The sequence below is a fragment of the Pseudomonas sp. Z2-11 genome, assembly GCF_054161305.1.
In genome coordinates this window covers 169690-192814 of record NZ_CP096395.1, presented here as the reverse complement: position 1 = coordinate 192814, position 23125 = coordinate 169690, and the positions used below count along the sequence as shown (strand labels likewise).

Here is a 23125-nt window from a genome sequence, read left to right as displayed (position 1 = left end):
ATCATTTGTGACCCCAGGCCGTCGCGTTCATGTCATCCCCCCAGTTTGCAGTACAGGCGCTCTACAGCAGCCATCACGGCTGGCTCCACACATGGCTGCGCAACCGATTGGGCAATGCCGCCGATGCGGCGGACCTGGCCCAGGACACCTTCGTGCGCCTGCTGCAACGCACCGAACGCCTGGAACTCAAGGCGCCACGCGCCTTTTTGCGCACCATCGCCCAGGGCTTGGTGATTGACCATTGGCGCCGAGCGGAAATCGAACGCGCCTACCTTGAGACCATCGCGCACCTGCCGGAAGCGCAAACGCCCGGCGCCGAAGCCCAGGCATTGATCCTGGAGCTGCTGGAGGCCATCGCCCGGATGCTCGAAGGCCTCAAGCCCAAAGTGCGCAAGGCGTTCCTGCTGGCCCAGTGCGAAGGCCTGACCTACAAGCAGATCGCCGAACAGATGGGCATTTCCCTGCGCTCGGTGGAACGCTACGTTGCCGACGCGTTGTACCACTGCTATGTGCTGCGCTATGAAGATTGAACCGATGGACCAGCCTTCGGGCCGGGGCCCATCACAGCAGGTGGTCAAGCAAGCGATCCATTGGTTGCTGCGCCTGCGCAACCATGCCGCCAACCCGGCCCTGCGCCAACAGTGCGAGGCCTGGCGCATCGCTCACCATGACCACGAACTGGCTTGGCAACGGGTGCAATCGCTGCACAGCGAACTGACTTCCAGCCTGCGGGCGGTACCTGGCGCCCGGACTGCCCTCGAAACCCTGGAGACCAGCGCCCAGCGCCTCGGCCGGCGCCAGGCCCTGAAGCTGTTGTCAGGCGTGGCGGTGATGGGCTGCGCCGCCTGGCTGGGCAAGGACCTGGGCTGGCAGCCGTGGAGCGCCGATTTTGCGACCGCCACCGGCGAACGACGTGGCTTCCAACTGCCAGACGGCACGCGACTGGAGCTCAATACCAACAGCGCGGCCGACCTCGACTTCACGGCTTCACAACGCCTGATCACGTTGACGCGCGGCGAAATCATGCTCACCTGCGGCGGCGATCCCGGACGCCCATTATTGGTAAAAAGCCGACACGGCTTGTTCGAGGGGCTGGAGGGCCGCTTCGTCGTGCGCCAGGACAACGACTGCACGCGCCTGAGTGTCACCAGCGGACACGTCGCCATCCGCTCGCATGTCGGCAGCGACGGCGCCCCGATCCAGGTGGAAGCTGGCCAAAGCTACCTGATCAGCGCATCCACCGCGACGCTCGCGCCCCCCCTGGACATGGACACCGGCGCCTGGGCCGACGGCTTGATCGTCACGCGCAACATGCGCCTGGAAGACTTCCTCAACGAAGTGGGACGTTACCGCCGGGGCTACCTGAAATGCGCCGCCTCGATCGCCGATTTGCGCTTGTCAGGCGTCTTCCGTCTGGCAGACACCGACAAGCTGCTGGCCGTCCTGCCGCACACGCTCCCCGTGCAAATACACTACCGAACCCGCTGGTGGATCACGGTGGAGCGTACGGCCTGATTTTTTTTGGCGGGTTTTGCGCGGGCGTCCGGCTAGGACAGTAAGCAACGCTTATCTGCCTCCAGCGACTCCAACGGAAACCTACAATGACTGAGCGCGTGACTCTCAAGACTTCCCTCGGCTGTTCCTCGCCCACCGGCCTGCTGCGCCAGGCCATCCGCGCCGCGCTGTTGAGCACTGCGCTCGGTGTCGGCGCCCTACCGATGTCCGCTGTCGCGGCGCAGGATGGCGCGATCGCCGGCCCCCGGATCTACAACATTGCCGCCGGCCCGCTGAGCGAGGTACTCAACCAGTTCGCCCGCCAGGCCGGCATCACCCTGGCAAGTACCCCTGGACAAACCAGCGGCGTCCAGTCCCCGGGCCTGAAAGGCGAATATTCGGCGGACCAGGCCCTGCAGCAGTTGCTCAGCGGCTCCGGGCTGGTTGCCGTCAGCCAGGATAGCGGCAGCTATGTGCTGCAAACCGTGGCCCCCGAAAGCACGTTGGCGTTGCCGACCACCGACGTCAAAGGCTTCGCCCTGGGTAACGCTCTCGGCAGCATGGAAGGCTACAACGCCACCCACAGCCAGGTGGCGACCAAGACCAGTACCGCCCTGCGGGAAACGTCGCAAAGCGTATCGGTGGTCACGCGCGAGCAAATGGACGATCAGGGCGCGCAAACCGTGTCCCAGGCCATGCGCTACACCCCTGGCGTGCTGACCAACCCCTATGGCGCGACCCACCGCTACGACTACGTGGCGATGCGCGGCTTCAACGATGGCTCGGTGGACAACATCTACCTGGACGGTTTGAAGTCGATGGGTGACAGCGGCACCTACAGCTCGATTCAGGTCGATCCGTATTTCCTCGAGCGGGTCGACATTCTCAAGGGCCCGTCCTCGGTGCTCTATGGCCGCAGCTCGCCGGGTGGCCTGGTGGCGCTCACCAGCAAGAAACCGCTGTACGAGGCCTATCACCAGATCCAGGCCACGGTCGGTACCCAAGGCCAACGCGGCATGGGTTTCGACTTCAGCGGCCCGGTGGATGACGACAAGCGCATCGCCTACCGCCTGGTCGGCCTGGCCGATACGTCCGACACGCAATTCGACCACAACAAGGAAAAGCGCTTCGCCCTCGCGCCCACCGTGAGCATAGACTTTAGCGAAGACACCTCGCTGACGTTGCAAGCCTACCTGCAGCATGACCCCGACGGCGGTTACCACGGCGGCATGCCGGCGAACGGCACCTTGCACAAGCGCAACGGCCGGCGGATTTCGGAGAACTTCTTCGAAGGCGAGCCTGGCGTCGACGGCTACGAACGTGACCAGCAGTCGTTCGGCTATCAGTTCGAACACCGCTTCAACGACGTCTTCACCGCCCGACAGAACTTCCGCTACCTGGATTCGGACGTCAGCAATGACCAGGTCTATGCCTATGACTGGACCACGCCGACTAGCAACGAGCTGAACCGCTATTACACCGGCGCTGAAGAAAAGCTCCACGCCTTCATCGTCGATAACATGCTCCAGGCGGAATTTTTCACCGGCGCCACCAAACACACCGTGCTGATGGGCGCCGACTACCAGCGGCGCAAGACCGTGGTCGATTGGACCAGCGGCAGCCTCGCGCCGATCAACGCCTTCGACCCGGTCTACGGCAACTCGGCGATCAGCTACTTCAGCCCCACCAGCTACCTGCGGCGCCTGGAGCAGACCGGCGTCTATCTGCAAGACCTGATCGAAATGGACAAGTGGCGCTTCTCTCTGGGCCTGCGCCAGGATTGGGTCGAGACCTCGGACGAGAACCGCATCGCCGAATTCGGTCGCCCGGAAGGCACCGAGATCAACGACAAGCGCACCAAACTCACCGGTCGCGTCGGGGCGCTGTACCTGTTCGACAACGGCCTGGCGCCGTACATCAGCTACTCGGAGTCATTCAACCCCAACTCCTACGCCGACAGCGCCGGCAACCCGCTGCCGCCCACCGACGGCAAGCAATGGGAACTGGGCCTGAAGTACCAGCCGCCGGGTACCGACGACTTGTACACTGCCTCGCTGTTCCGCATCGACCAGGAGAACCTGGCGACCAAGCTGCCCCAGGAAAACTTCTACCGCGCCGTTGGCGCTGTTCGTTCCCAGGGCCTGGAGCTGGAAGCGCACATGCAGTTGACCGAGCAGTTCAAGGTGCTGGGCAGCTACACCTTCACCGACATCGAATACTCGAAATCGATGGTCAGCACCCTGAGCACGCCCACCGACATCATCGAAAACAAAGGCAACTCTCCGACCCAGGCCCCGCGCCACATGGCATCTGTGTGGGCCGACTACAAATTCGACAGCGGCACGCTCGATGGCCTGCGGCTGGGCGGCGGCGTGCGGTATGTCGGCTACAGCTGGGCCGACGCGGAAAACACCATGAAGGTGCCGTCGTACACGTTGTTCGATGCCTCGGTGGGGTATGACCTGGGCAAGGTCGGCTTGAAGGGCGTGGATGTTCGCCTGAACGCGAACAACCTGACCAACGAGACCTACATCGCGTCATGCGCCAGCCTGAGCTATTGCTACATGGGCGAGGAGCGCAACGTGGCGGCTACGGTGAGTTATCAGTTCTGACCCGTTTTCTGCTTTGATTCACTTCTGTGGCGAGTGCGTTTGCTCCCGCTCGGCCGGGCTGGCGCTCCAGTGCGTAGCGACCGCAAGATCTTGGGGCTGCTGCGCAGCCCAGCGGGAGCAAGCTCCCTCGCCACAAAGGCATGTTCTTGTTCCTAAGCCTGGATCGCCTTCGCTTCTTCCCTAGCTACCCCTTCCTCGGCTGCAAACCGATTCGCCCGCCCAAACGTGCCGAAATCATTGAAGCGCACGCCCATCTCCCGCATCACCTTGTGCGCCACCGGCACCGTCATCTGGCGAATGTAGAACGGCTCCTTCACCACGAAATGATGGATGCCGTGGCTGCTGCCGAAATTGAAGCAGAATGCCTGCAACGGCCACAGCCACCAAGGGTTCAACACCTGGGTCTGCTGGATGACGTTGCCTGGCTCGACGTCGCCGTAGTAATGCATGTTCGAGCTGATGAAGTGCAGGCAAAAGGTGCGCAGCACATTCGGGCCGATGATCACCACCGCCGCGATGTCGATGACGTGCAGGGTCGCCAGAGTGCTGGTCGACCAGTCGATCGAAGTGCCGAGCAGCCCGGCAACCGCGTTGGCGCCATGGAAACCGAGAAACACGTACCACGCGCCCCAATGCAACAGCGCCAACGGGAAATACACCTTCAGCGTGCGCTTGAGGATGCTGCGCTTGTGCGCCCAGGTCCTGGCTCGCAGCAGGCGAATGAACGCCGACATCACGTTGTCGCCAACCATCAGCAAGCGCGCCAATCCCCACGGCTCGCCGTTGGTGATCGCGCGCTCCTCCAGGTCCGCCTCGCTGCCGGAAACCTTGTGATGATTGAGGTGCAGGTGGCGGCGAATCCACGGATTGATGGTGCTCGGCCGCGCCAGCCAGACCAGGCCCATCATCAGGTTGTGCGGCACGCGCTGCTTGCGAAAATACATACTGTGGATCAGGTCGTGTTCCAGCTCGTGGGTCAGGGACGCAAAAAAGGCGTTGAGCAGCAGGCACGCCCAGCCGGCCAGATAGCCGTTGATGTAGAGCAGCGCCGAGCCGGTCATCCCCGCCAGGGCGAACGCCAGGATGCCCGCGCCCAGCGCATCCTGGTGCCGCAGGACCGGATAGCGCTCGCGCAATTCTTCGCCCCGGGCCAGGACCACCTGGCGAATATGGGCGGAGCGCTGCTGTGCATTCAATCGCTCGGGGCTTGCGCAAGTGCCGTGCATGGCTTAATCCTCTGTTATCGATGAGCTAATCCTGCCGGGCCTTGCCTCACAGGGTGATAGCCGCAGACGCCAACCTGTTGACCGCAAGCGCCAATTGTCATGACGGAACCCACCTCCCTCGCCAGCTGGACCCGCGCCCTGCGCAAACAGCTCGATGCACTGGGCCTGGACAGCCATGCCTTGTGCCTGGAGGCGGGCCTGGACCCACAATGGATGGATGACCCGAACGCCCGTTATCCGCTCTCGGCCACCACGCGCCTGTGGGCGCTCGCGGTGCAGGCCAGCGGTGATCAGGCGATCGGCCTGCGGGTGTCGCGCTTTGTCAGCCCCACCACCTTTCATGCGCTGGGTTATGCCCTGGTAGCCAGCGGCAGCCTGCGGGAAGTGTTCGAGCGGATCGTGCGCTACCACCCGGTGGTCAGCGATGCGCTGACCCTGCAACTGAGCCGTGGCGAGGATCGCTACCGCTTCAGTCTCGACGTACCGACGGGACGTCCGGCGCCGGCCCTGGAAGCCATCGACGCGTTCGCCGCGATTTACGTGCGCACCTGTCGCAACCGCCTCGGCCGCGATTACGCCCCGCTGGCGGTTTATCTGCGGCGACCGGAGCCGGCAGACCCCGCCCCTTGGCACAAAGTGTTCCGTTCACCGGTACACTTCGATGCCGGACACGATTGCCTGGAGTTCAGCCTCGCCGATTTCGACAGTCACCTGGACGACGCCAACCCGGAGCTGGCCGAACACAACGAAACCGTGCTCAAGCGCACCCTCGCCCAGCTCCAGCCGTTGACCTGGGAGCGCAAGGTCCGCGCCGCCATCGAAGCACAACTGCCCGAAGGCGAACCCAGCGCCGAACGCATCGCCCAGACCATGCACCTGAGTCTGCGCAGTCTGCAGCGGCATCTGGCCGACGAAGGTTGCCGCTTCGACGCGCTGCTCAATGAATGCCGGGAAAACCTGGCGTTGCTACACCTTCGCGATCCGCAATGCTCATTGAGCGAGGTCAGTTATCTGCTGGGCTTTGCTGATACCAGCAGCTTCAGCCGCGCGTTCAAGCGCTGGACCGGGATGACGCCGGGGCAGTTTCGGGATGGCTTGCGTTAGGGATCTACCGTACCTGGGCCGGCCTCATCGCGAGCAAGCTCGCTCCCACATTTGATCTGCGGCGTCCATGGAGCCTGTGGGAGAGCCTGCTCGCGATGACTTTCGCCCAAACAGCCCTCGCCACGGGTTTTATATTCGACTCCACCCCTGCTCAGCTCGTGGCCAATGCCCGCAACCCTTCGATATCGAGGATTTCGATCTCGCCGTAACCAAGCTGAAGAATGCCCTGCCCCTGCAGATCCTTGAGAATCTGGTTGGTGGTTTGGCGCGACAGGGAAAGCATCAACGCCAGCTGGTCCTGGGGCAGTTGCAGAACCCGGCGGGCCGGTTCGATTTCACCGTAGCCTTCGGCAATCATCAGCAGGCGGTGGACCACGCGGGCCGGAGCAGGCATCAGGCTCAGGTGTTCGAGGTTGACGAAGGTCAGGCGCAACTTGTGGCTCATCAACAAGGCCAGCTGCCGCCAATAACCCGGTTGTTCTTCGAGAAAAGCCAACAGCCCGGCCTGAGGTACATGCAACAACGTGCATTGCCCGACCCCCTGCGCGTCATGGGTACGTGGCTGGCCATCGAACAGGCTGATTTCGCCGAACCAATAGGGTGGCTCCACGACGCTCAACAGCGCTTCCTTGCCCTGCTCACTGACGGCGCCGATCCGCACCGCCCCTTCGAGCACCGCGTACACGCCACACGGCGGATCACCGCGCTTGAACAACCGCTGACCGGGCGACAGGCGACGCAGCCGCGACATCTCCAGCAGACTATTCTGTAACTCGGCGGGCAGATGGCTGTACCAGTGGCCGGTCATCAAGTGCGCGTGCCAGGGATGAGTATTCATGGAAACTCCGGGACAAGTGTCGGCTAGCTGACAGAGCGCCTGGTGGAACCTGGGCATCATGCGGGCATCACCTCAGGAGGAACAACAATGAAAAGCCTCGTCGATCATCTCAGTCAATACGCGACCTATCACCGCGACCCACGCAACATTGCCAGCCACTTCATCGGTATTCCGCTGATTTTCGTTGCCGTCGCCGTGCTGTTGTCACGGCCGGGATGGCCGGTTGGCGCGATTTTGATTTCGCCCGCGCTGCTGGTGGCAGCGGCCAGTGCCTGGTTCTACCTGCGCCTGGAATTGCGCCTGGGTGTGCTGATGGCCGTGCTGCTGGGGCTTGCCGTCTGGCTGGGCCAGGTGCTCGCCGCGCAAAGCACGGCGATATGGCTGGCCGGCGGCCTGGGCATGTTTGTGGTGGGCTGGGTGATCCAGTTCGTCGGCCATTATTACGAAGGGCGCAAACCGGCGTTCGTCGATGATCTGACCGGGTTGATTGTCGGGCCGTTGTTCGTCGTGGTCGAGGCGGGATTCCTGCTGGGCATGCGCCATGACCTCAAACAACAGATCGAGGCGCAGGCCGGGCCGGTAAAGGTCAATCAGAAGCGGGCCGCAGCCTGAGGCCGCCTTCGCGAGCAGGGCTCGCTCCCACATTGGATTGGCATCGTACACAAATCCCTTGTGGGAGCGAGCCCTGCTCGCGAAGCTTTTAAAGGTTTGAAACCTTCTGCCAGACCTTCGGCTTGAAGAACAGCGTCTCGCCCTTCGCCAACCCAACCAGGCTGTCATGGTCCTTCACCACTTCGGCCTCGATCAGTTCGCTCTGGCCTTCGACCTTCAACGTCACCCGCGTGGTCGCGCCAAGCGGACGAATGTCGCGCACTTCGGCGGCGTGGTGGTCTTCCAGTTCCGAGCGCGACAGCGACACTTCATGCGGACGGAACAGCACATGCCGGTCCTCCCCGAGATGCAGACGGTTCGAGTCGCCCAGGAAGTGATAGACAAAATCGCTGGCCGGATTCTCGTACACATCGCCCGGGGAGCCGATCTGCTCGATCACGCCCTTGTTCATCACCACGATCCGGTCGGCGACTTCCATGGCCTCTTCCTGGTCGTGGGTCACGAATACCGAGGTCAGGTTGATGTCCTCGTGCAGCCGCGCCAGCCAGCGGCGCAATTCCTTGCGGACCTTGGCGTCGAGGGCGCCGAACGGTTCGTCCAGCAGCAACACCTTGGGTTCCACCGCCAAGGCGCGGGCCAGGGCAATACGCTGGCGCTGGCCGCCGGACAACTGCTCCGGATAACGGTCGGCGAGCCAGTCCAGCTGCACCATGTTCAGCAGCTCATGAACCTTGGTCGCGATCTGGCTTTCGTTCGGGCGCTGGTTCTTGGGCTTCATGCGCAAGCCGAAAGCGACGTTGTCGAACACCGTCATGTGGCGGAACAGGGCGTAGTGCTGGAACACAAAACCGACGTTGCGATCACGCACGTCGTGGCCGGATACGTCTTCACCATGGAACACGATGTTGCCCTGGTCCGGCGTCTCGAGGCCGGCAATGATCCGCAGCAGGGTCGTCTTGCCACAGCCCGACGGGCCGAGCAGCGCCACCAGCTCGCCGCTCTGGATGTCCAGGCTGATATCGTCGAGGGCCTTGAAGGCGTTGAAATTCTTGCTGACGTTACGGACTTCGATCGACATGACTTATTCCTCCGCGGCGCTGGCGCGCAGGCGGTTGATTCGGTTTTCGCTCCACTGCTTGAGCAGCAGGATGAAGAGCGCCAGGATCAGCAACAGGCTCGCCACGGCGAATGCGGCCACATGGTTGTATTCGTTGTAGAGGATCTCGACGTGCAGCGGCAGAGTGTTGGTCACCCCGCGAATGTGCCCGGAAACCACCGACACCGCGCCGAACTCGCCCATGGCCCGGGCGGTACACAGCACCACGCCATAGATCAGGCCCCACTTGATGTTCGGCACAGTCACATGCCAGAACATCTGCCAGCCGTTGGCGCCCAGCAGGCGCGCGGCTTCTTCTTCCTGGGTGCCCTGCTCCTGCATCAGCGGGATCAGTTCACGGGCCACGAACGGCACGGTGACGAAGATCGTCGCCAGGACGATGCCCGGCAGCGCGAACACGATCTGGATGTCGTGATCCGACAGCCACGGCCCGAACAGGCCCTGGGCGCCAAACATCAACACGTAGACCAGGCCAGCGATTACCGGCGACACCGAGAACGGCAAGTCGATCAGCGTCACCAGCATGCTTTTGCCACGGAATGAATACTTGCTCACGCACCATGCGGCGCTGACGCCGAACACCAGGTTCAACGGTACCGAAATCAGTACCGCAATCACCGTGAGCTTGAGCGCCGACAACGCATCGGGCTCGAAGATCGCCGCGAAGAAAGTACCCAGGCCCGACTTCAGGCCTTGGGACACCACGATGAACAGCGGCAGCAGCAGAAACAGTGCAAAAACCAGCCAGCCGAGGCCGATCAGGATGCGCCGCGAAACCGCGCTGCCGCGGCGGGCAGCGTTGGTGGAGGCAGCGGAAATAGACGATTGGGACATGGTTCGCGCCTCCTTATGGGGTTTCGATGCGCCGCTGCAACAAGTTGATCAGCAGCAGCAGGACGAAGGAAACCACCAGCATCAGCACGCCGATGGAGGTGGCGCCGGTGTAGTCGTATTGGTCGAGCTTGACCATGATCAGCAGCGGCAGGATCTCGGTTTTCATCGGCATGTTGCCGGCGATGAAAATCACCGAACCGTACTCGCCCACGCCCCGGGCAAACGCCAGGGCGAAGCCGGTCAACCAGGCCGGCAACAATGCCGGAACGAGGATATGACGGAACACCTGCCATGGCTTGGCACCGAGGCACGCGGCGGCTTCTTCGACTTCACGGGGAATGTCGGCGAGCACCGGCTGCACCGTGCGCACCACGAACGGCAGCGTCACAAAGGTCAGCGCGAGGGTGATGCCCAGCGGGGTGTAGGCAATCTTGAAACCCAGGTCGGTGGCGAACTGGCCGACCAGACCGGTCGGCGCGTACAGCGCGGTCAGGGCGATACCGGCCACGGCGGTGGGCAAGGCGAACGGCAAATCGATCATCGCGTCGATGATCTTGCGCCCCGGGAAGGTGTAGCGCACCAGCACCCAGGCCAGCAGCGTGCCAATCACGCCATTGATGATCGCAGCGTACAGCGCGGTGCCGAAACTGAGCTTCAAGGCTGCCAGCACCCGCGGCGCCGAAATGATCGCCCAGAACTGTTCCCAGGTGAGTTGGGCGGCATGTACGAACATCGCCGCCAGGGGTATGAGCACAATCAGACTGAGGTACACCAGGGTGTAGCCCAGCGTCAGCCCGAAGCCGGGTATGACGGGGGATATGCGACGCGACATAAAGGTCCTTGGTTGAGAACGCACTTACCGTGGCGAGGGAGCTTGCTCCCGCTGGGCTACGAAGTAGCCCCAGAAATTCTGGGAGCGCTTCGCACTGGAGCGCCAGCCCGGTCCAGCGGGAGCAAGCTCCCTCGCCACAATGAATTACGGCCTGGATCCGACTAGCCCAGCTTACTGCGCCTGATAGATCTGGTCGAACACACCGCCATCATTGAAGAATTTAGGCTGTGCCGTTTTCCAGCCGCCGAAGTCCTTGTCGATAGTCACCAGCTCAAGTTTCGGGAACTGCCGGGCGTATTTGGCAGCCACGTCCTTGTCACGCGGACGATAGAAGTTTTTCGCCGCGATTTCCTGGCCGGCCGGGCTGTACAGGTGCTTGAGGTACGCTTCGGCGATCTCGGCATTACCCTTCTTCTCGGCGTTCTTGTCCACCACCGCAACCGGCGGTTCGGCGAGGATCGACAGCGACGGCACAACGATGTCGAACTTGTCCGCGCCACCGTCCTCTTTCAGCGCCAGGAACGCTTCGTTTTCCCAGGCCAGCAACACGTCTCCCTGACCGTTGTTGACGAACGTGATGGTCGAGCCACGGGCACCGGTGTCGAGGATCGGCACGTGCTTGAACAGCGCCTGCACATATTCCTTGGCCTTGGCTTCGTCGCCACCGTTGGCTTTCAGGCCGTAGGCCCAGGCGGCGAGGAAATTCCAGCGGGCACCGCCGGAGGTCTTCGGGTTTGGCGTGATGACCGAGACGTCATCCTTGATCAGGTCGCCCCAGTCCTTGATGCCCTTCGGGTTGCCCTTGCGCACCAGGAACACAATGGTCGAGGTGTAAGGCGTGCTGGCATCCGGCAGGCGTTTTTGCCAGTCCGCCGGCAGCGACTTGCCCAATTTGGCGATTTCATCGATGTCGCCGGCCAGCGCCAGGGTCACGACGTCGGCACGCAGGCCGTCAATTACTGCTCGGCCTTGCTTGCCCGAACCACCATGGGACTGCTGGATTTTCACGGTGTCGTCCGGATGGGCTTTTTTCCAGAAGCTGGCGAATTCGGCGTTGTAGTCCTGATACAGCTCGCGGGTCGGGTCGTAGGACACGTTGAGCAACTCGTAGTCCTTGGCAACCGCGGAACCTGCAAAAACAGCGCTGGCCAGGGCGGCCAAGGCATAACGGCGAATCGACGACATGGTGAAAGCTCCTGGAATTCTGGTTTTTATGGCTTCTGGAAATCGTTTGTCCGGTAACCGGAATCGCAGCCTGCGGCAGCTCCTACATCAACCCCCCGGCAGGGGCTGGCGCAGGCTGTGATCCTTCAGCTCGGTTTATGACTCGGTTGCTGCAAGCGGAATTTTTCCTTGCGCTCGATCTGGACCACCTGCGCGTTGTGCACGGTAATCTCCACCGCGCCAAAGCGCAGGTCACGCAATGCACTCTGGATCTCGCGCAAGATGGTTGCTTCGTCCTGGCCGTCAACGCTACGTAGGGATGCGCTCATGCTGCTGCTCCTTTGAATGAATGCCTGGCAGTGGGCGGCACTGCTTGCGGCGTGGGAGCAATATTAGATAAGTGCGGATATTCTTAAAAAGACTATTTAAGAATTTTTATATAACCAAATCGCAATTCCGCTATCAGGCGATCGTCGGCGCCCGATCCCAATCCAGCTGCTGCGCCGCCACCGGCCGTCCAAACCAATATCCCTGCCCCAGCTCACACGCCTGTTCAAGCAGAAACGCCGCCTGCTCTCGCTGCTCGATACCCTCAGCGTGCACCTGCATGCCCATGCTGCGGGCCAGGGCAATGATTACCCGGACGATCGCCGCGTCGTCTTCATCCCAGGGCAGCCCGGCGACAAAACCCTGGTCGATCTTGAGTTTCTGCACCGGTAGACGTTTGAGCCGCAGCAGCGACGAATAACCTGTGCCGAAATCATCAATGGCCAACCGCACGCCCAACGCCCGCAGACGGTGCATTTGTTCCAGCGCCACCTCCGGATCATCCATGACCGCACTTTCGGTCACCTCCAGCTCCAGGAAGGCCGGATCGAGGCCCGTGTCGTGAAGTACACGGGCGACCTGCTCATACAATTCGCGGCGAGCAAACAAACGGCTGGAGACGTTGACCGCAACGAATGACAAAACCACACCGGCCTGTCGCCAAAGACACATTTGCCGACAAGCCTGGTCCATGACCCAGGCATCGATCTGAGCGATCAACCCCGTGCGCTCGGCGATGGGAATGAACTCGGCCGGCGAAACCAACCCGCGCACGGGGTGTTCCCAACGCACCAGCGCCTCGACGCCGATCAACCGGCTGGTGGCCAGGTCGTGCACCGGTTGGTAATGCACCCGTAGCTCCTGCTGCTGGAGCGCGCGACGCAGTTCGAAGGCGATCTCGACCCTTTGCTGGGCATGGGCAGTGAGTTCCTCGGTATATAACGCGTAGCCGTCACGTCCGCTGTTCTTGGCCTTGAACAGTGCCGAGTCGGCGTTGCGCAGCAGTTGCCCGGCGCTGAGGGCGTCACCGGGAAACAGGCTGATGCCGATGCTGGCGTTGATAAACAGCGATTGCTCGCCGAGCTGCAACGGTGCTTTCAAGGCATCGAGGATACGCCGGGCCAAAGCCGCGGCCTGACCCGGCTGCGAGCAGTTTTCCACCAGCACCGCGAATTCGTCACCGCCTAGCCGCGCCAGGGTGATACCGGGCGCAAACAGCCCGAGGAAGCGTTCGGCAACGCCTTTGAGCAGCTCGTCACCGACGTTGTGCCCGAGGCTGTCGTTGATGTTCTTGAAATGATCCAGGTCCAGCAGCAGCAACGCGCACCCACGCTTGTGCAGTTGCGCCGAAGCCACCGCCTGCTCGGCGCGATCGGAAAACAGCAGGCGATTGGGCAGGCCAGTCAGCGGATCATGATGGGCCAGGTGCGCCAGCTCATGCTCCGAGTCCTTGATCGCACTGATATCGGAAAACACCGCGACGTATTGGCTGACTTCGCCGGAGTCATCGACGACGGCGCGGATAGTCTGCCATTGCGGGTAGATTTCACCGCTCTTGCGGCGGTTCCAGATTTCGCCACTCCATTCGCCGCGGCTGGACAGCGCCGCGAACATCTCTCGATAGAAAGCCGGGCCATGCCGGCCGGACTTGAACAGATTCGGTTGCCGGCCCAACACTTCGTCGCGGGCATAGCCGGTGATTGCCATGAATGCCCGGTTCACATGCACGATCAAACCATGGCGGTCCGTGACCAGGACGCCTTCGCGGGTGCAGTCGAACACCGCGGCGGCCTGGCGTAACCGTTCACGGTCGACATTACCTTCGGCTTGCTCGAAAAAGCGTGCTATCCGCACCCGTGCGATGAAAATCAATCCGGCACTGACGAGTACCCAGGCATAACCGTTGATCAGTTGCCAACGCAGCCGATCGGCCGAATGATCGAAGAAACTGCTCAATAAATAACCAACCAGCTGCAGCCAGGCGACTGACAGCACCAGATAAAGCAGTGCCCCACGCATGGCAGCGCGGTGATAGACGGTCATGCGGTCATCCATGTCCCTGTAATGTGAGGGGATTATAGAGGAAGAAACATTCTGCCACTCTTATCTGAAAGGCCGACTGGTTTTATCGCCGGGGCCAGGGATAATGCAACGGCAGTTTTCATCTTTATCGAGGGCCCTACAGCCTATGTGGTACGAAGGTTTTCTTGGCTTGTCGGCCTGGTCGCTGGTGGCAGTCACCCTGCTGATGACTCACGTGACGATCATCAGCGTCACGGTCTACCTGCACCGGTATTCGGCTCACCGTTCCCTGGAACTCAACGCCGGTCTCAAACATTTCTTCCGCTTCTGGCTGTGGCTTACCACGGCGCAGAATACCCGCGAGTGGACCGCCATCCACCGCAAGCACCACGCCAAATGCGAAACCGAGGATGATCCCCACAGCCCGGTGATCAAAGGCCTGTCTACGGTGCTGCGCAAGGGCGCCGAGCTGTACCGCGCCGAAGCGGAAAATCCGGAAACCTTGCGCATCTACGGCAAGAACTGCCCCGAGGACTGGATCGAACGCAACCTGTACAGCCGCTTCCCCCTACTGGGCGTAGCGATCATGGGCATCATCGACCTGCTGCTGTTCGGCACCATCGGCATCACTATCTGGGCCATCCAGATGATGTGGATCCCGGTCTGGGCCGCTGGCGTGGTCAATGGCCTCGGGCATGCCGTGGGCTACCGCAATTTCGAATGCCGTGACGCGGCCACCAACCTGGTGCCTTGGGGCATCCTCATTGGCGGCGAAGAACTGCACAACAACCACCACACCTATCCCAATTCGGCCAAGCTGTCGGTGCGCAAATGGGAATTCGACCTGGGCTGGGCCTGGATCAAGGTCTTCAGTTTCCTGCGCCTGGCCAAGGTCCAGCGGGTCGCGCCGATCGCCCACCGGGTCGAAGGCAAGGGCCACCTGGACATGGATACCGCCATGGCGATCCTCAACAACCGTTTCCAGATCATGGCCCAGTACCGCAGGCTGGTCATCGCGCCCCTGGTCAAGCAGGAGCTGGAAAAAGTCGATCACTCGGTCCGCCACCAGTTTCATCGGGCCAAACGCTTGTTGTCGCGTGAAACCAGCCTGCTGGACGAGCGCCATCATGTGCGCATCCAGAACATGCTGGAGCACAGCCAGGCGCTGAAGGTGATCTACGAAAAACGCCTGGCATTGCAGCAGATCTGGGTCAAGACCAGCAGCAACGGCCATGACATGCTCGCGGCTATCAAGGAATGGGTCCACGAAGCCGAGGCCAGCGGCATCCAGTCACTGCGCGATTTTGCCGACCAGCTCAAGACCTATTCCTTGCGGCCAGCCACCGCCTGACGCCCCTGTGGCGAGGGAGCTTGCTCCCGCTGGGCCGCAAAGCGGCCCCAGAACCCGCCGAAACCGGAGCATCAGGCCCGCCGGTTCACAGCTGCTTCGCAGCCGAGCGGGAGCAAGCTCCCTCGCCACAAGTTCATCCCACATGTTCGAACGAAAGCTCCCGCCCTTCGTCGCCTGAAAAGGAACTTCGCCCACAATCCCCTATCTCAAGAGCACTTCGCCATCCTGGCGGGCTTTGGAGTGAGCGCGTGCAAATCCATAGCAATGCACGTTCCTTGAGATTTGTGCCGATGGTCGACAAGAACCTACAGGATTCATCCCAGCCACATTGGCCAGAAGCGGCCCAGACACTCATGGCGCTGATGCACGCCCAAGGGGAAGTGGCGCGTCTGAGCGAGCGGGAGCAGTTGTTCAGTTCGTTGCTGGTCAGCGTCAACGCGGTGCTGTGGGCATTCAATTGGGAAACCCGGCAAGTGCTGTATGTCAGCCCCGCCTACGAGCGGATTTTCGGCCGCCCGGCCGGCCTCGTGCTGGCTGACTACAACGAATGGCGTGACGCAATCTACCCGGACGATCTGGATTACGCCGAGCGCAGCCTGGCCGAGGTGTTGGTCAAAGGTGCCGTCGAGGATCGGGAATACCGCATCATCGCCGCCGACGGCCAGATCCGCTGGCTCAGCGATAAGTGCTTCATCAACCGTCAGGCCGATCCGGGCCAACCGGTGATTGTGGTCGGCATCGCCGAAGACATCACCGAGAAGAAGCTGCTCGAAAGCGAACTGCAGCGACTGGCGACCACCGACGTGCTCACCCAGAGCAGCAACCGCCGTCATTTCTTCGAGTGCGCCCATCGGGAATTCGAGCAGGCAAGGCTGCAAGGCACGCCGATGGCATTCCTGTTGCTGGACATCGATGACTTCAAACTGATCAACGACACTTACGGCCACCAGGAAGGCGATACGGTATTGCAGAAGATCGCCGAGAGCGGGCGGAGCGTGCTCAGGCGCGGTGACCTCTTCGGTCGGATCGGTGGTGAAGAGTTTGCCGCTGTTTTTCCTGGCTGTGCCCCGGACATGGCATTGCAGGTCGCCGAGCGCTTGCAGCGGGAAATCCAGCGCCTGGCGTTTCGCTGCGGGGAGCATAACTTCGGCATCACCGTCAGCCAGGGCCTGACCGGGATCAGCGCCGAAGACCAGACCCTCGACAACCTGTTCGCCCGTGCTGACGCGGCGATGTACGAGGCCAAGCGCCAGGGCAAGAACCGCATCATCGCGGCTTGAGTGTCTCACCATCAATCAACTGTAGGAGCGAGCCTGCTCGCGAATACGGTATGTCAGTCAACTTATCCGTTACTGACACACTGCTTTCGCGAGCAGGCTCGCTCCCACAGGGGCCAGTGGTCGTTTTACTGGCGGCGCAACCGCATCAACTCTGGCAGCCCGATCTTCAGCAAGCGCGCCGTGCGTCCCCGGGCCAGTTCTTCAAGCCCTTCGTGCGCGGGTAAATGCGCCATCTGCGCCGCCATGTTCATCACCAGCGCCTCGCGGGAATAAACCCCGCCACCGAGACCGTAGACCGCCGCGATCAATTCGCGCAGCTCCAGCGGCAGGCGCCAGCGGGTACGCAGCGCCGAGCCAAAACCGGCGCCGAACTGTTCGAGCGAATCGCCGATTTCCTCCGGCTCGTCCAGCTCGCCGCCGGCCTGCTTCCACTCTTCCATGCAGCGCAGCAGTGCCAGGTCGCCCAAGCGATGCAACAGGCCGGCGCAATAACAACGCTCCTGCTCCAGATCAAGCATGCGCGCCATCGTCCGGGCGTACTCGGCGGTGTGCAACGACAACTCCCAATAACGTTCGGCATAGTCCGCCAGCCAAGGCAGGTTCAACCGGGCACAGCGCTTGAGGGTCAAGCCCAGTATCAGGTTCATGCTTTGCCCGGTGCCTAGCTGATGCAGCGCCTGGGCCACGGTCTGCACCGGACCGCCGCCCTGATGTTGCGCGGTGCTGTTGGCCGCGGCAATCAGCACGGCGGTGATCTGCGGGTCAGTACGGAGCTCTTCTTCCAGCAGTTTCAGATCCAGTCCACCAGGATTGAGGCTGCGTTTGATCGCGACCTGCACATCGGTCATCAACGGCGCGCCTTCGGCCATGTCTCGTCGACGCTCCAGGAACGTTGCCAATGTAAGGCCCGGTCCTGGAATTGGCGCGGCGTTGGATGTGTCTTCGCTATGGAGAAGTAACCCTTGCAGACGCTGGGTCAGGTTTTCCCGGTTCAAGGGCTTGGTCAGATAGGCCGTCGGCGCCAGGGGCAAGACCTCGCGCACGCTGGCGCTGTCGTTGCGCCGGCTCACCAGGATGAACGGCAACACGGGCGTGCGATGGTGTTGGCGCAAGCTGCGCAAGATGCTCAGGCCGTCGACACCCGGCAGTTCCCAATCGGCGATCACCAGGTCGTAAGAATTATGCGCCAGGAGCTCCAAGGCCTGCCGTCCCTCGCCACAAGTGTCTATCCGCGCATCGCAACGCACTCCGGACAGCACCTGTTCAAGCAGCTCCCTGGACGCCGGATCGGCCTCGGCAATCAACACACGCGGTACAGCGGGTAAATCCACAGCAGTCATGCCGCATCGCTCCCTTGCAATACATGCACCTTAGACAATAACGGCCATTCCAGACAGGTCGAAACCACCGGGGATCTGTAGCCGAATATGAAAAAACCCGCCGAAGCGGGTTTTTTGTGGATCAGCACAAAGCTTAGAACTCGTGAAAATCAGAGCTCGTAAATATCAAAGCTCGGAGAAACACTCTTCGATGATTGCCAGGCCTTTGTCCAGTTGCTCATCCGGCGAAGTCAGCGGCACCAGCACGCGCAGGACGTTGCCATAGGTGCCGCAGGACAGCAGGATCAAGCCCTTGTCGCGCGCCTTGGCCACGACTTGCGCAACGGCGGCAGCGTTCGGCTTGTGGGTGTCGCCATCTTCGAACAGCTCCACGGCGATCATGGCGCCCAGGGCACGGACTTCACCGATGACCGGGTACTTCTTCTGGATAGCCTTGAGGCCAGTCACCAGGCGCTCGCCCACGGCCTTGCAGCGATCCAGCAGGTGTTCTTCTTCGAACACGTCCATCACCGCCAGCGCAGCGGCGCAGGCAATCGGGCTGCCGGCGTAGGTGCCGCCGAGGCCGCCCGGTGCGATGGCATCCATGTATTCGGCCTTGCCACACACACCGGCCAGCGGGAAACCGCCAGCAATGGATTTGGCAAAGGTGGTCAGGTCGGCGGCGACGCCCATCTGCTCCATGGCGAAGAACGTACCGGTACGACCGGCACCGGTCTGCACTTCGTCGGCAATCAGCAGGATGCCGTGCTGGTCGCACAAGGCGCGCAGGCGCTGCATGAAGGCTTTCGGCGCCACATAGAAGCCACCCTCGCCCTGGACCGGCTCGATGATGATGGCGGCGATGTCGCGTGGCTCGGCGTCGTTCTTGAAGATGCGTTCGATGCTGGCGATGGAGTCGTCGACGCTCACGTCATGCAACTCGTTCGGGTACAGCGCGCGGAAAATGCCGCCAGGCATCAGGCCCATGCCGGCCGAGTAAGGCACGACCTTACCGGTCAGGCCCAGGGTCATCATGGTACGACCGTGGTAAGCGCCGGTGAAGGCGATCACACCGGCACGGCCGGTGGCGGCGCGGGCGATCTTCACGGCGTTTTCCACCGCTTCGGAACCGGTGGTCACCAGCAGGGTTTTCTTGGCGAAATCACCCGGGACCTTGGCGTTGATTTTTTCGCACAGCTCCACGTACGGCTCGTAGGCCAGGACCTGGAAGCAAGTGTGGGTCAGCTTGTTCAGCTGTTCGGTGACGGCGGCGATGATCTTCGGATGCACGTGGCCGGTGTTCAGTACGGCGATACCACCGGCGAAGTCGATGAATTCACGACCTTCAACGTCGGTAACCGTGGCGTTCTTCGCCGATTCGGCAAAGATCGGGTGAATCTGGCCGACACCGCGGGGAACAGCGGCGGTACGGCGGGCCATCAGGTCTGCGTTGGTCTTGCTCATTAAAAATGTCCTCATTCGCCGCTCATCGGTCGGCGTGGCTCAAGGAATACATGGCGGGGAGGCAACTGCGACAGCATGCGATGATCGACTGCCGCAGCGTTCCGGCCACAAGAAACAGAACGGGGTGAAACGCGCAAAGGGACAGCGCTCTCGTGCCCTTTGCGCTTGTAGCAGATCAGATACCCAGGCAGAGGTATTTGATTTCCAGGTAGTCCTCGATGCCGTACTTGGAGCCCTCACGGCCCAGGCCCGAAGCCTTGATGCCGCCGAACGGCGCGACTTCGTTGGAGATCAAACCGGTGTTGACGCCGACCATGCCGTATTCCAGGGCTTCGGCCACACGGAACACACGGCCCAGGTCGCGGGCATAAAAGTACGAAGCCAGGCCGAACTCGGTGTCATTGGACATCGCGATCACTTCGGCTTCGTCTTTGAAGCGGAACAGCGGCGCCAATGGGCCGAAGGTTTCTTCCTTCGCCACGGCGGCATTCTTCGGCACGTTGGTCAGGATGGTCGGCTCGAAGAAATTGCCTTCCATCGGCTTGCCGCCCGACAGCACGGTTGCGCCTTTGCTGACCGCATCGGCGATGTGTTCCTGTACCTTGGCAACCGCTTTTTCGTCGATCAACGGACCGGTAGTGATGCCGTCTTCCAGACCGTTGCCGATCTTGAGCTTGGCCACCGCTGCCTTGAGTTTCTCGGCGAAGGCGTCGTATACCGAATCCTGGACGTACAGGCGGTTGGCGCAGACGCAGGTCTGGCCGTTGTTGCGGTATTTGGAAATGATCGCGCCTTCGACGGCCTTATCCAGGTCCGCGTCGTCGAACACGATGAAGGGCGCGTTGCCGCCCAGCTCCAGGGAAACCTTCTTGATGTCCTTGGCGCATTCGGCCATCAACTGGCGACCGATCTCGGTCGAACCGGTGAAGGACAGCTTGCGCACGATCGGGTTGCTGGTCAGCTCGCCCCCGATGTCGCCGGCACTGCCAGTGACCACGCTCAACACGCCTTGCGGGATGCCGGCACGGTGCGCCAGCTCTACCAGGGCCAGGGCCGAGAACGGCGTCTGCGAAGCCGGCTTGATGACCATGGTGCAACCGGCGGCCAGGGCCGGGCCGGCCTTGCGGGTGATCATCGCGGCCGGGAAGTTCCACGGCGTGATGGCGGCGGTCACGCCAATCGGCTGCTTGATCACGATCAGGCGCTTGTCCGGCTGGTGGCCGGGAATCACATCACCGTAGATGCGCTTGGCTTCTTCGGCGAACCATTCGATAAAGGAGGCGGCATAGACGATCTCGCCCTTGGCTTCGGCCAGCGGCTTGCCCTGCTCCAGGGTCATCAGGCGACCAAGGTCGTCCTGGTTTTCGATCAGCAATTCATACCAGCGACGCAGCTTGTTGGCGCGTTCCTTGGCGGTCAACGCACGCCAGGCCGGCAGCGCCTTGTCGGCGGCTTCGATCGCGCGACGGGTTTCGGCAGCGCCCATCTTCGGCACCGTGCCCAATACTTCGCCCGTCGCCGGGTTGGTGACCTTGATCGTCTGACCATTGTCCGCATCGACCCAAGCGCCATCGATAAAGGCTTGCTGGCGGAACAACTGGGTGTCTTTAAGCTGCATGTCGGCTTTCCTTAACAGCACCGCGCGCACGCGGAGCGAATTAGAGTTGTAGAAAGGCGCCTCATGGGCTGCCGTCAGGGAAATCATCCACCGGGCTGAAGCACAGAAATAACGCACATAAGCACAGACGTGCGGTTCAGCACCCAGACAAGAGCGTTTGAAATCTCAAACGAATCCTAGGGCCGATGGGGTTGGAGGACAATAGCCTGTTCGAAAAAAAGAACGAAAAAGCTGCATTTGCCTGTTTTTTCTGATCAGCGTAGCCAACAGCCGCCGAGCGAGGCGAAAACAAACGGCAAATCAGCAGCATGGACGCCCGCCATGCTTATGAGTATCATGGCGCCCGCGTTGCACCAGTAGCTCAGCTGGATAGAGTACTGCCCTCCGAAGGCAGGGGTCGTGGGTTCGAATCCCGCCTGGTGCACCATATATGAAAAATCAAAAGCCCCAGTCCTCGCGGATTGGGGCTTTTTTGTGGCGCTGTCCTTACCCGATTCTGAACTGGGTAGTTTTGGGGCTGCTGCGCAGCCCAGCGGGAGCAAGCTCCCTCGCCACGGGCGCTCGGTCATCGCTTACGCAATATTTCCAACCGCGCCGGCAAGTCTTCCTTGGGAAAGCGCTTGTGCAACGCCAGCAGCTTCTCATCAGCCGCCTTGCTGTCACCCGCCTCGCGCAATCGCAGCACTTCCAGCAGCTCCTGCTCCAGTGTTGGCATTGCGGCGGGCGCGGATTTGCTCATTTTCGCTGCGGGCTTATCCGCCAACGCCTGCATCGGGCTGGCCGGGGCTCGGGCCAGTTCGCCCTGGGGCGCCATGCGAGTGATCGGTGCGGGGGCCGGCATGGCTGGCGGCGGGGCAGCGGCAACCGGGGGCTGTTGCCGATCGGCGGAAAACTCCATGGAGGCGGGTGAAACCAGTTGCTCCTCGGTCGGCGTACGCAGCACCAGGCCGATCATCAGCGCCACACCGGCAACCGTGGCGAACGCCATTTGCCACCGGGGTCGCTGACAAGCCTGCAGCCAGCGCTGCCACAGGCTCGGCGCCGGCGTCGGGGCTTCACGGCGCGCGGTGGCCAGGATGAAGGCGTCCATGGAGGCCGGCGGCTCGCCGCTGGCGTGTTGGCGGAAATGTTCGACCAGCGTTTCGTCGATGGAATCCGGCGTCTGTTTGGGGTCGATCATGCGGGTACCTCCTCGGCCAACAGGCGATGCAGCTTCTGTTGGGCGTAACGCAAGCGGCTCTTGACCGTTTCCAGCGGAACGCCGGTCAGGGCAGCGATCTGTGGCAGTTCGAGATCACCGTGCAGGCGCAGCAGGAAGACTTCCCGCTGATCCTCGGGCAAGGCCTGCAATGCGGCGTCGAGACGAGCCTGGTCGCGACTCAGGCTCAACTGTTGCTCAGGGTTGCCGGTGTCGTCGGGCTGGACATGAAGCTGCTCGTCGTAACTGTCGTGCAGCGGGTTGTGGACGCCGTGCTTGCGCCAGTGGTCGATCAAGCGGTTACGGGCAATCTGGAACAACCATGTACGAAAACTCGCCCGGCCTTGTGGCTGGGTGGTGCTGCGAATCAGGCTGAGCCAGGTGTCCTGGAAAATTTCCTCGGCCAGTTCGGCCTTGTTGCTCAAGGACACGAGAAAACGATAAAGCCCTTGCCGATGGCGGACGTACAGGGCTTCGAAACAAGCCCCGTCGCCTTCGCGATAGCGGGCCAGCAGCGATTCGTCGCTGGGAGAATCAAGCGCAGCGGGCATGTCCGTGTCGAACTCCTTTGGCGATCATTGCAACACAGCCCTGGCAGACCCCGTGGGAGCGAGCTTGCTCGCGATAGCGGTGTGTCAGCAATATAAATGCAACTGAACCGACGCCATCGCGAGCAAGCTCGCTCCCACATTTGATCCTCATTGTGGCCGGGA

General features: G+C 61.8%; 20 protein-coding genes and 1 tRNA gene. 8 read left to right on the top strand and 13 right to left on the bottom strand.

Translation table 11 applies throughout. The features are described 5' to 3' along the window. Window positions 1-29 precede the first annotated feature (29 nt). The 3 genes from M1E16_RS00860 to M1E16_RS00850 all read left to right on the top strand — a co-directional run bounded on the left by M1E16_RS00860 (window position 30) and on the right by M1E16_RS00850 (window position 4106). Complete coding sequence (locus M1E16_RS00860; protein ID WP_434626625.1) at window positions 30-530, top strand: sigma-70 family RNA polymerase sigma factor; 501 nt, start codon at window positions 30-32, stop codon at window positions 528-530. A 4-nt stretch (window positions 531-534) separates the two neighbouring features. After that, window positions 535-1515: a FecR domain-containing protein gene (locus M1E16_RS00855; RefSeq protein WP_458128972.1), complete on the top strand. Its 981-nt coding sequence runs from the start codon at window positions 535-537 to the stop codon at window positions 1513-1515. A gap of 86 nt (window positions 1516-1601) precedes the next feature. Beyond that, window positions 1602-4106 carry a TonB-dependent siderophore receptor gene (locus M1E16_RS00850; RefSeq protein ID WP_458128971.1) on the top strand — a complete coding sequence of 835 codons (2505 nt, stop codon included), beginning with the start codon at window positions 1602-1604 and terminating at the stop codon, window positions 4104-4106. Window positions 4107-4258: 152 nt separating this feature from the next. Here M1E16_RS00850 and M1E16_RS00845 read toward each other — a convergent pair whose 3' ends face one another. Beyond that, on the bottom strand, window positions 4259-5332 hold the full coding sequence (locus M1E16_RS00845) for a fatty acid desaturase (protein WP_458128970.1): 1074 nt from the start codon (window positions 5330-5332) through the stop codon (window positions 4259-4261). Window positions 5333-5431: 99 nt separating this feature from the next. Here M1E16_RS00845 and M1E16_RS00840 point away from each other — a divergent pair, with 99 nt between their 5' ends. Then, the gene (locus tag M1E16_RS00840; protein WP_458128969.1) at window positions 5432-6436 is read left to right on the top strand and encodes an AraC family transcriptional regulator; all 1005 of its coding nucleotides are present in this window, start codon (window positions 5432-5434) and stop codon (window positions 6434-6436) included. Window positions 6437-6587: 151 nt separating this feature from the next. Here the strand turns inward: M1E16_RS00840 and M1E16_RS00835 are convergent, their stop codons facing one another. Then, a complete protein-coding gene (locus tag M1E16_RS00835; protein WP_458128968.1) occupies window positions 6588-7274 on the bottom strand; it encodes a Crp/Fnr family transcriptional regulator in 687 nt (228 codons plus the stop codon). Between the two features lie 87 nt (window positions 7275-7361). Here M1E16_RS00835 and M1E16_RS00830 point away from each other — a divergent pair, with 87 nt between their 5' ends. Next, entirely contained in the window at window positions 7362-7886 is a 525-nt protein-coding gene (locus M1E16_RS00830; protein ID WP_458128967.1) for an Mpo1 family 2-hydroxy fatty acid dioxygenase, read from the top strand. Between the two features lie 88 nt (window positions 7887-7974). On the opposite strand, the gene M1E16_RS00825 is transcribed toward M1E16_RS00830, so the two are convergent. From M1E16_RS00825 to dibA, 6 genes are all read right to left on the bottom strand, one after another. Then, window positions 7975-8964 (bottom strand): sulfate/molybdate ABC transporter ATP-binding protein, encoded by a 990-nt coding sequence (locus M1E16_RS00825; protein ID WP_109756559.1) that lies wholly within the window; start codon window positions 8962-8964, stop codon window positions 7975-7977. A gap of 3 nt (window positions 8965-8967) precedes the next feature. After that, complete coding sequence (gene cysW / locus M1E16_RS00820) at window positions 8968-9837, bottom strand: sulfate ABC transporter permease subunit CysW (RefSeq protein WP_434602451.1); 870 nt, start codon at window positions 9835-9837, stop codon at window positions 8968-8970. A gap of 13 nt (window positions 9838-9850) precedes the next feature. Continuing rightward, window positions 9851-10669: a sulfate ABC transporter permease subunit CysT gene (gene cysT, locus M1E16_RS00815; protein WP_013692011.1), complete on the bottom strand. Its 819-nt coding sequence runs from the start codon at window positions 10667-10669 to the stop codon at window positions 9851-9853. 171 nt (window positions 10670-10840) lie between these two features. Next, on the bottom strand, window positions 10841-11854 hold the full coding sequence (locus M1E16_RS00810) for a sulfate ABC transporter substrate-binding protein (RefSeq protein WP_434602450.1): 1014 nt from the start codon (window positions 11852-11854) through the stop codon (window positions 10841-10843). Between the two features lie 125 nt (window positions 11855-11979). Further along, complete coding sequence (gene oscA, locus M1E16_RS00805; RefSeq protein ID WP_003186967.1) at window positions 11980-12162, bottom strand: sulfur starvation response protein OscA; 183 nt, start codon at window positions 12160-12162, stop codon at window positions 11980-11982. A 133-nt stretch (window positions 12163-12295) separates the two neighbouring features. Continuing rightward, window positions 12296-14203: a phosphodiesterase DibA gene (gene dibA / locus M1E16_RS00800; protein WP_458128966.1), complete on the bottom strand. Its 1908-nt coding sequence runs from the start codon at window positions 14201-14203 to the stop codon at window positions 12296-12298. 145 nt (window positions 14204-14348) lie between these two features. Between dibA and desA the strand changes: the two genes are divergently transcribed. Next, a complete protein-coding gene (gene desA, locus M1E16_RS00795; RefSeq protein WP_434696246.1) occupies window positions 14349-15533 on the top strand; it encodes a delta-9 fatty acid desaturase DesA in 1185 nt (394 codons plus the stop codon). Between the two features lie 290 nt (window positions 15534-15823). Further along, the gene (locus M1E16_RS00790; RefSeq protein ID WP_434570491.1) at window positions 15824-16813 is read left to right on the top strand and encodes a GGDEF domain-containing protein; all 990 of its coding nucleotides are present in this window, start codon (window positions 15824-15826) and stop codon (window positions 16811-16813) included. Window positions 16814-16938: 125 nt separating this feature from the next. Here the strand turns inward: M1E16_RS00790 and M1E16_RS00785 are convergent, their stop codons facing one another. From M1E16_RS00785 to gabD, 3 genes are all read right to left on the bottom strand, one after another. Beyond that, the gene (locus M1E16_RS00785; RefSeq protein ID WP_458128965.1) at window positions 16939-18153 is read right to left on the bottom strand and encodes an HDOD domain-containing protein; all 1215 of its coding nucleotides are present in this window, start codon (window positions 18151-18153) and stop codon (window positions 16939-16941) included. Between the two features lie 165 nt (window positions 18154-18318). Continuing rightward, window positions 18319-19596: a 4-aminobutyrate--2-oxoglutarate transaminase gene (gene gabT / locus M1E16_RS00780; RefSeq protein ID WP_434696249.1), complete on the bottom strand. Its 1278-nt coding sequence runs from the start codon at window positions 19594-19596 to the stop codon at window positions 18319-18321. Between the two features lie 175 nt (window positions 19597-19771). Then, a complete protein-coding gene (gabD, locus tag M1E16_RS00775; protein ID WP_434570497.1) occupies window positions 19772-21214 on the bottom strand; it encodes an NADP-dependent succinate-semialdehyde dehydrogenase in 1443 nt (480 codons plus the stop codon). A gap of 350 nt (window positions 21215-21564) precedes the next feature. On the opposite strand from gabD, the gene M1E16_RS00770 reads away from it, so the two are divergent. Further along, window positions 21565-21641, top strand: a tRNA-Arg gene (locus tag M1E16_RS00770). 138 nt (window positions 21642-21779) lie between these two features. On the opposite strand, the gene M1E16_RS00765 is transcribed toward M1E16_RS00770, so the two are convergent. Together M1E16_RS00765 and M1E16_RS00760 are read right to left on the bottom strand one after the other, a co-directional pair. Next, window positions 21780-22394, bottom strand: a complete 615-nt coding sequence (locus tag M1E16_RS00765; RefSeq protein WP_458128964.1) for a hypothetical protein — start codon at window positions 22392-22394, stop codon at window positions 21780-21782. Further along, window positions 22391-22963, bottom strand: coding sequence for an RNA polymerase sigma factor (locus M1E16_RS00760; protein ID WP_434696251.1), 573 nt, complete (start codon window positions 22961-22963; stop codon window positions 22391-22393). Before M1E16_RS00760 ends, M1E16_RS00765 begins: the two co-directional genes overlap by 4 nt. Between the last annotated feature and the right edge of the window lie 162 nt (window positions 22964-23125).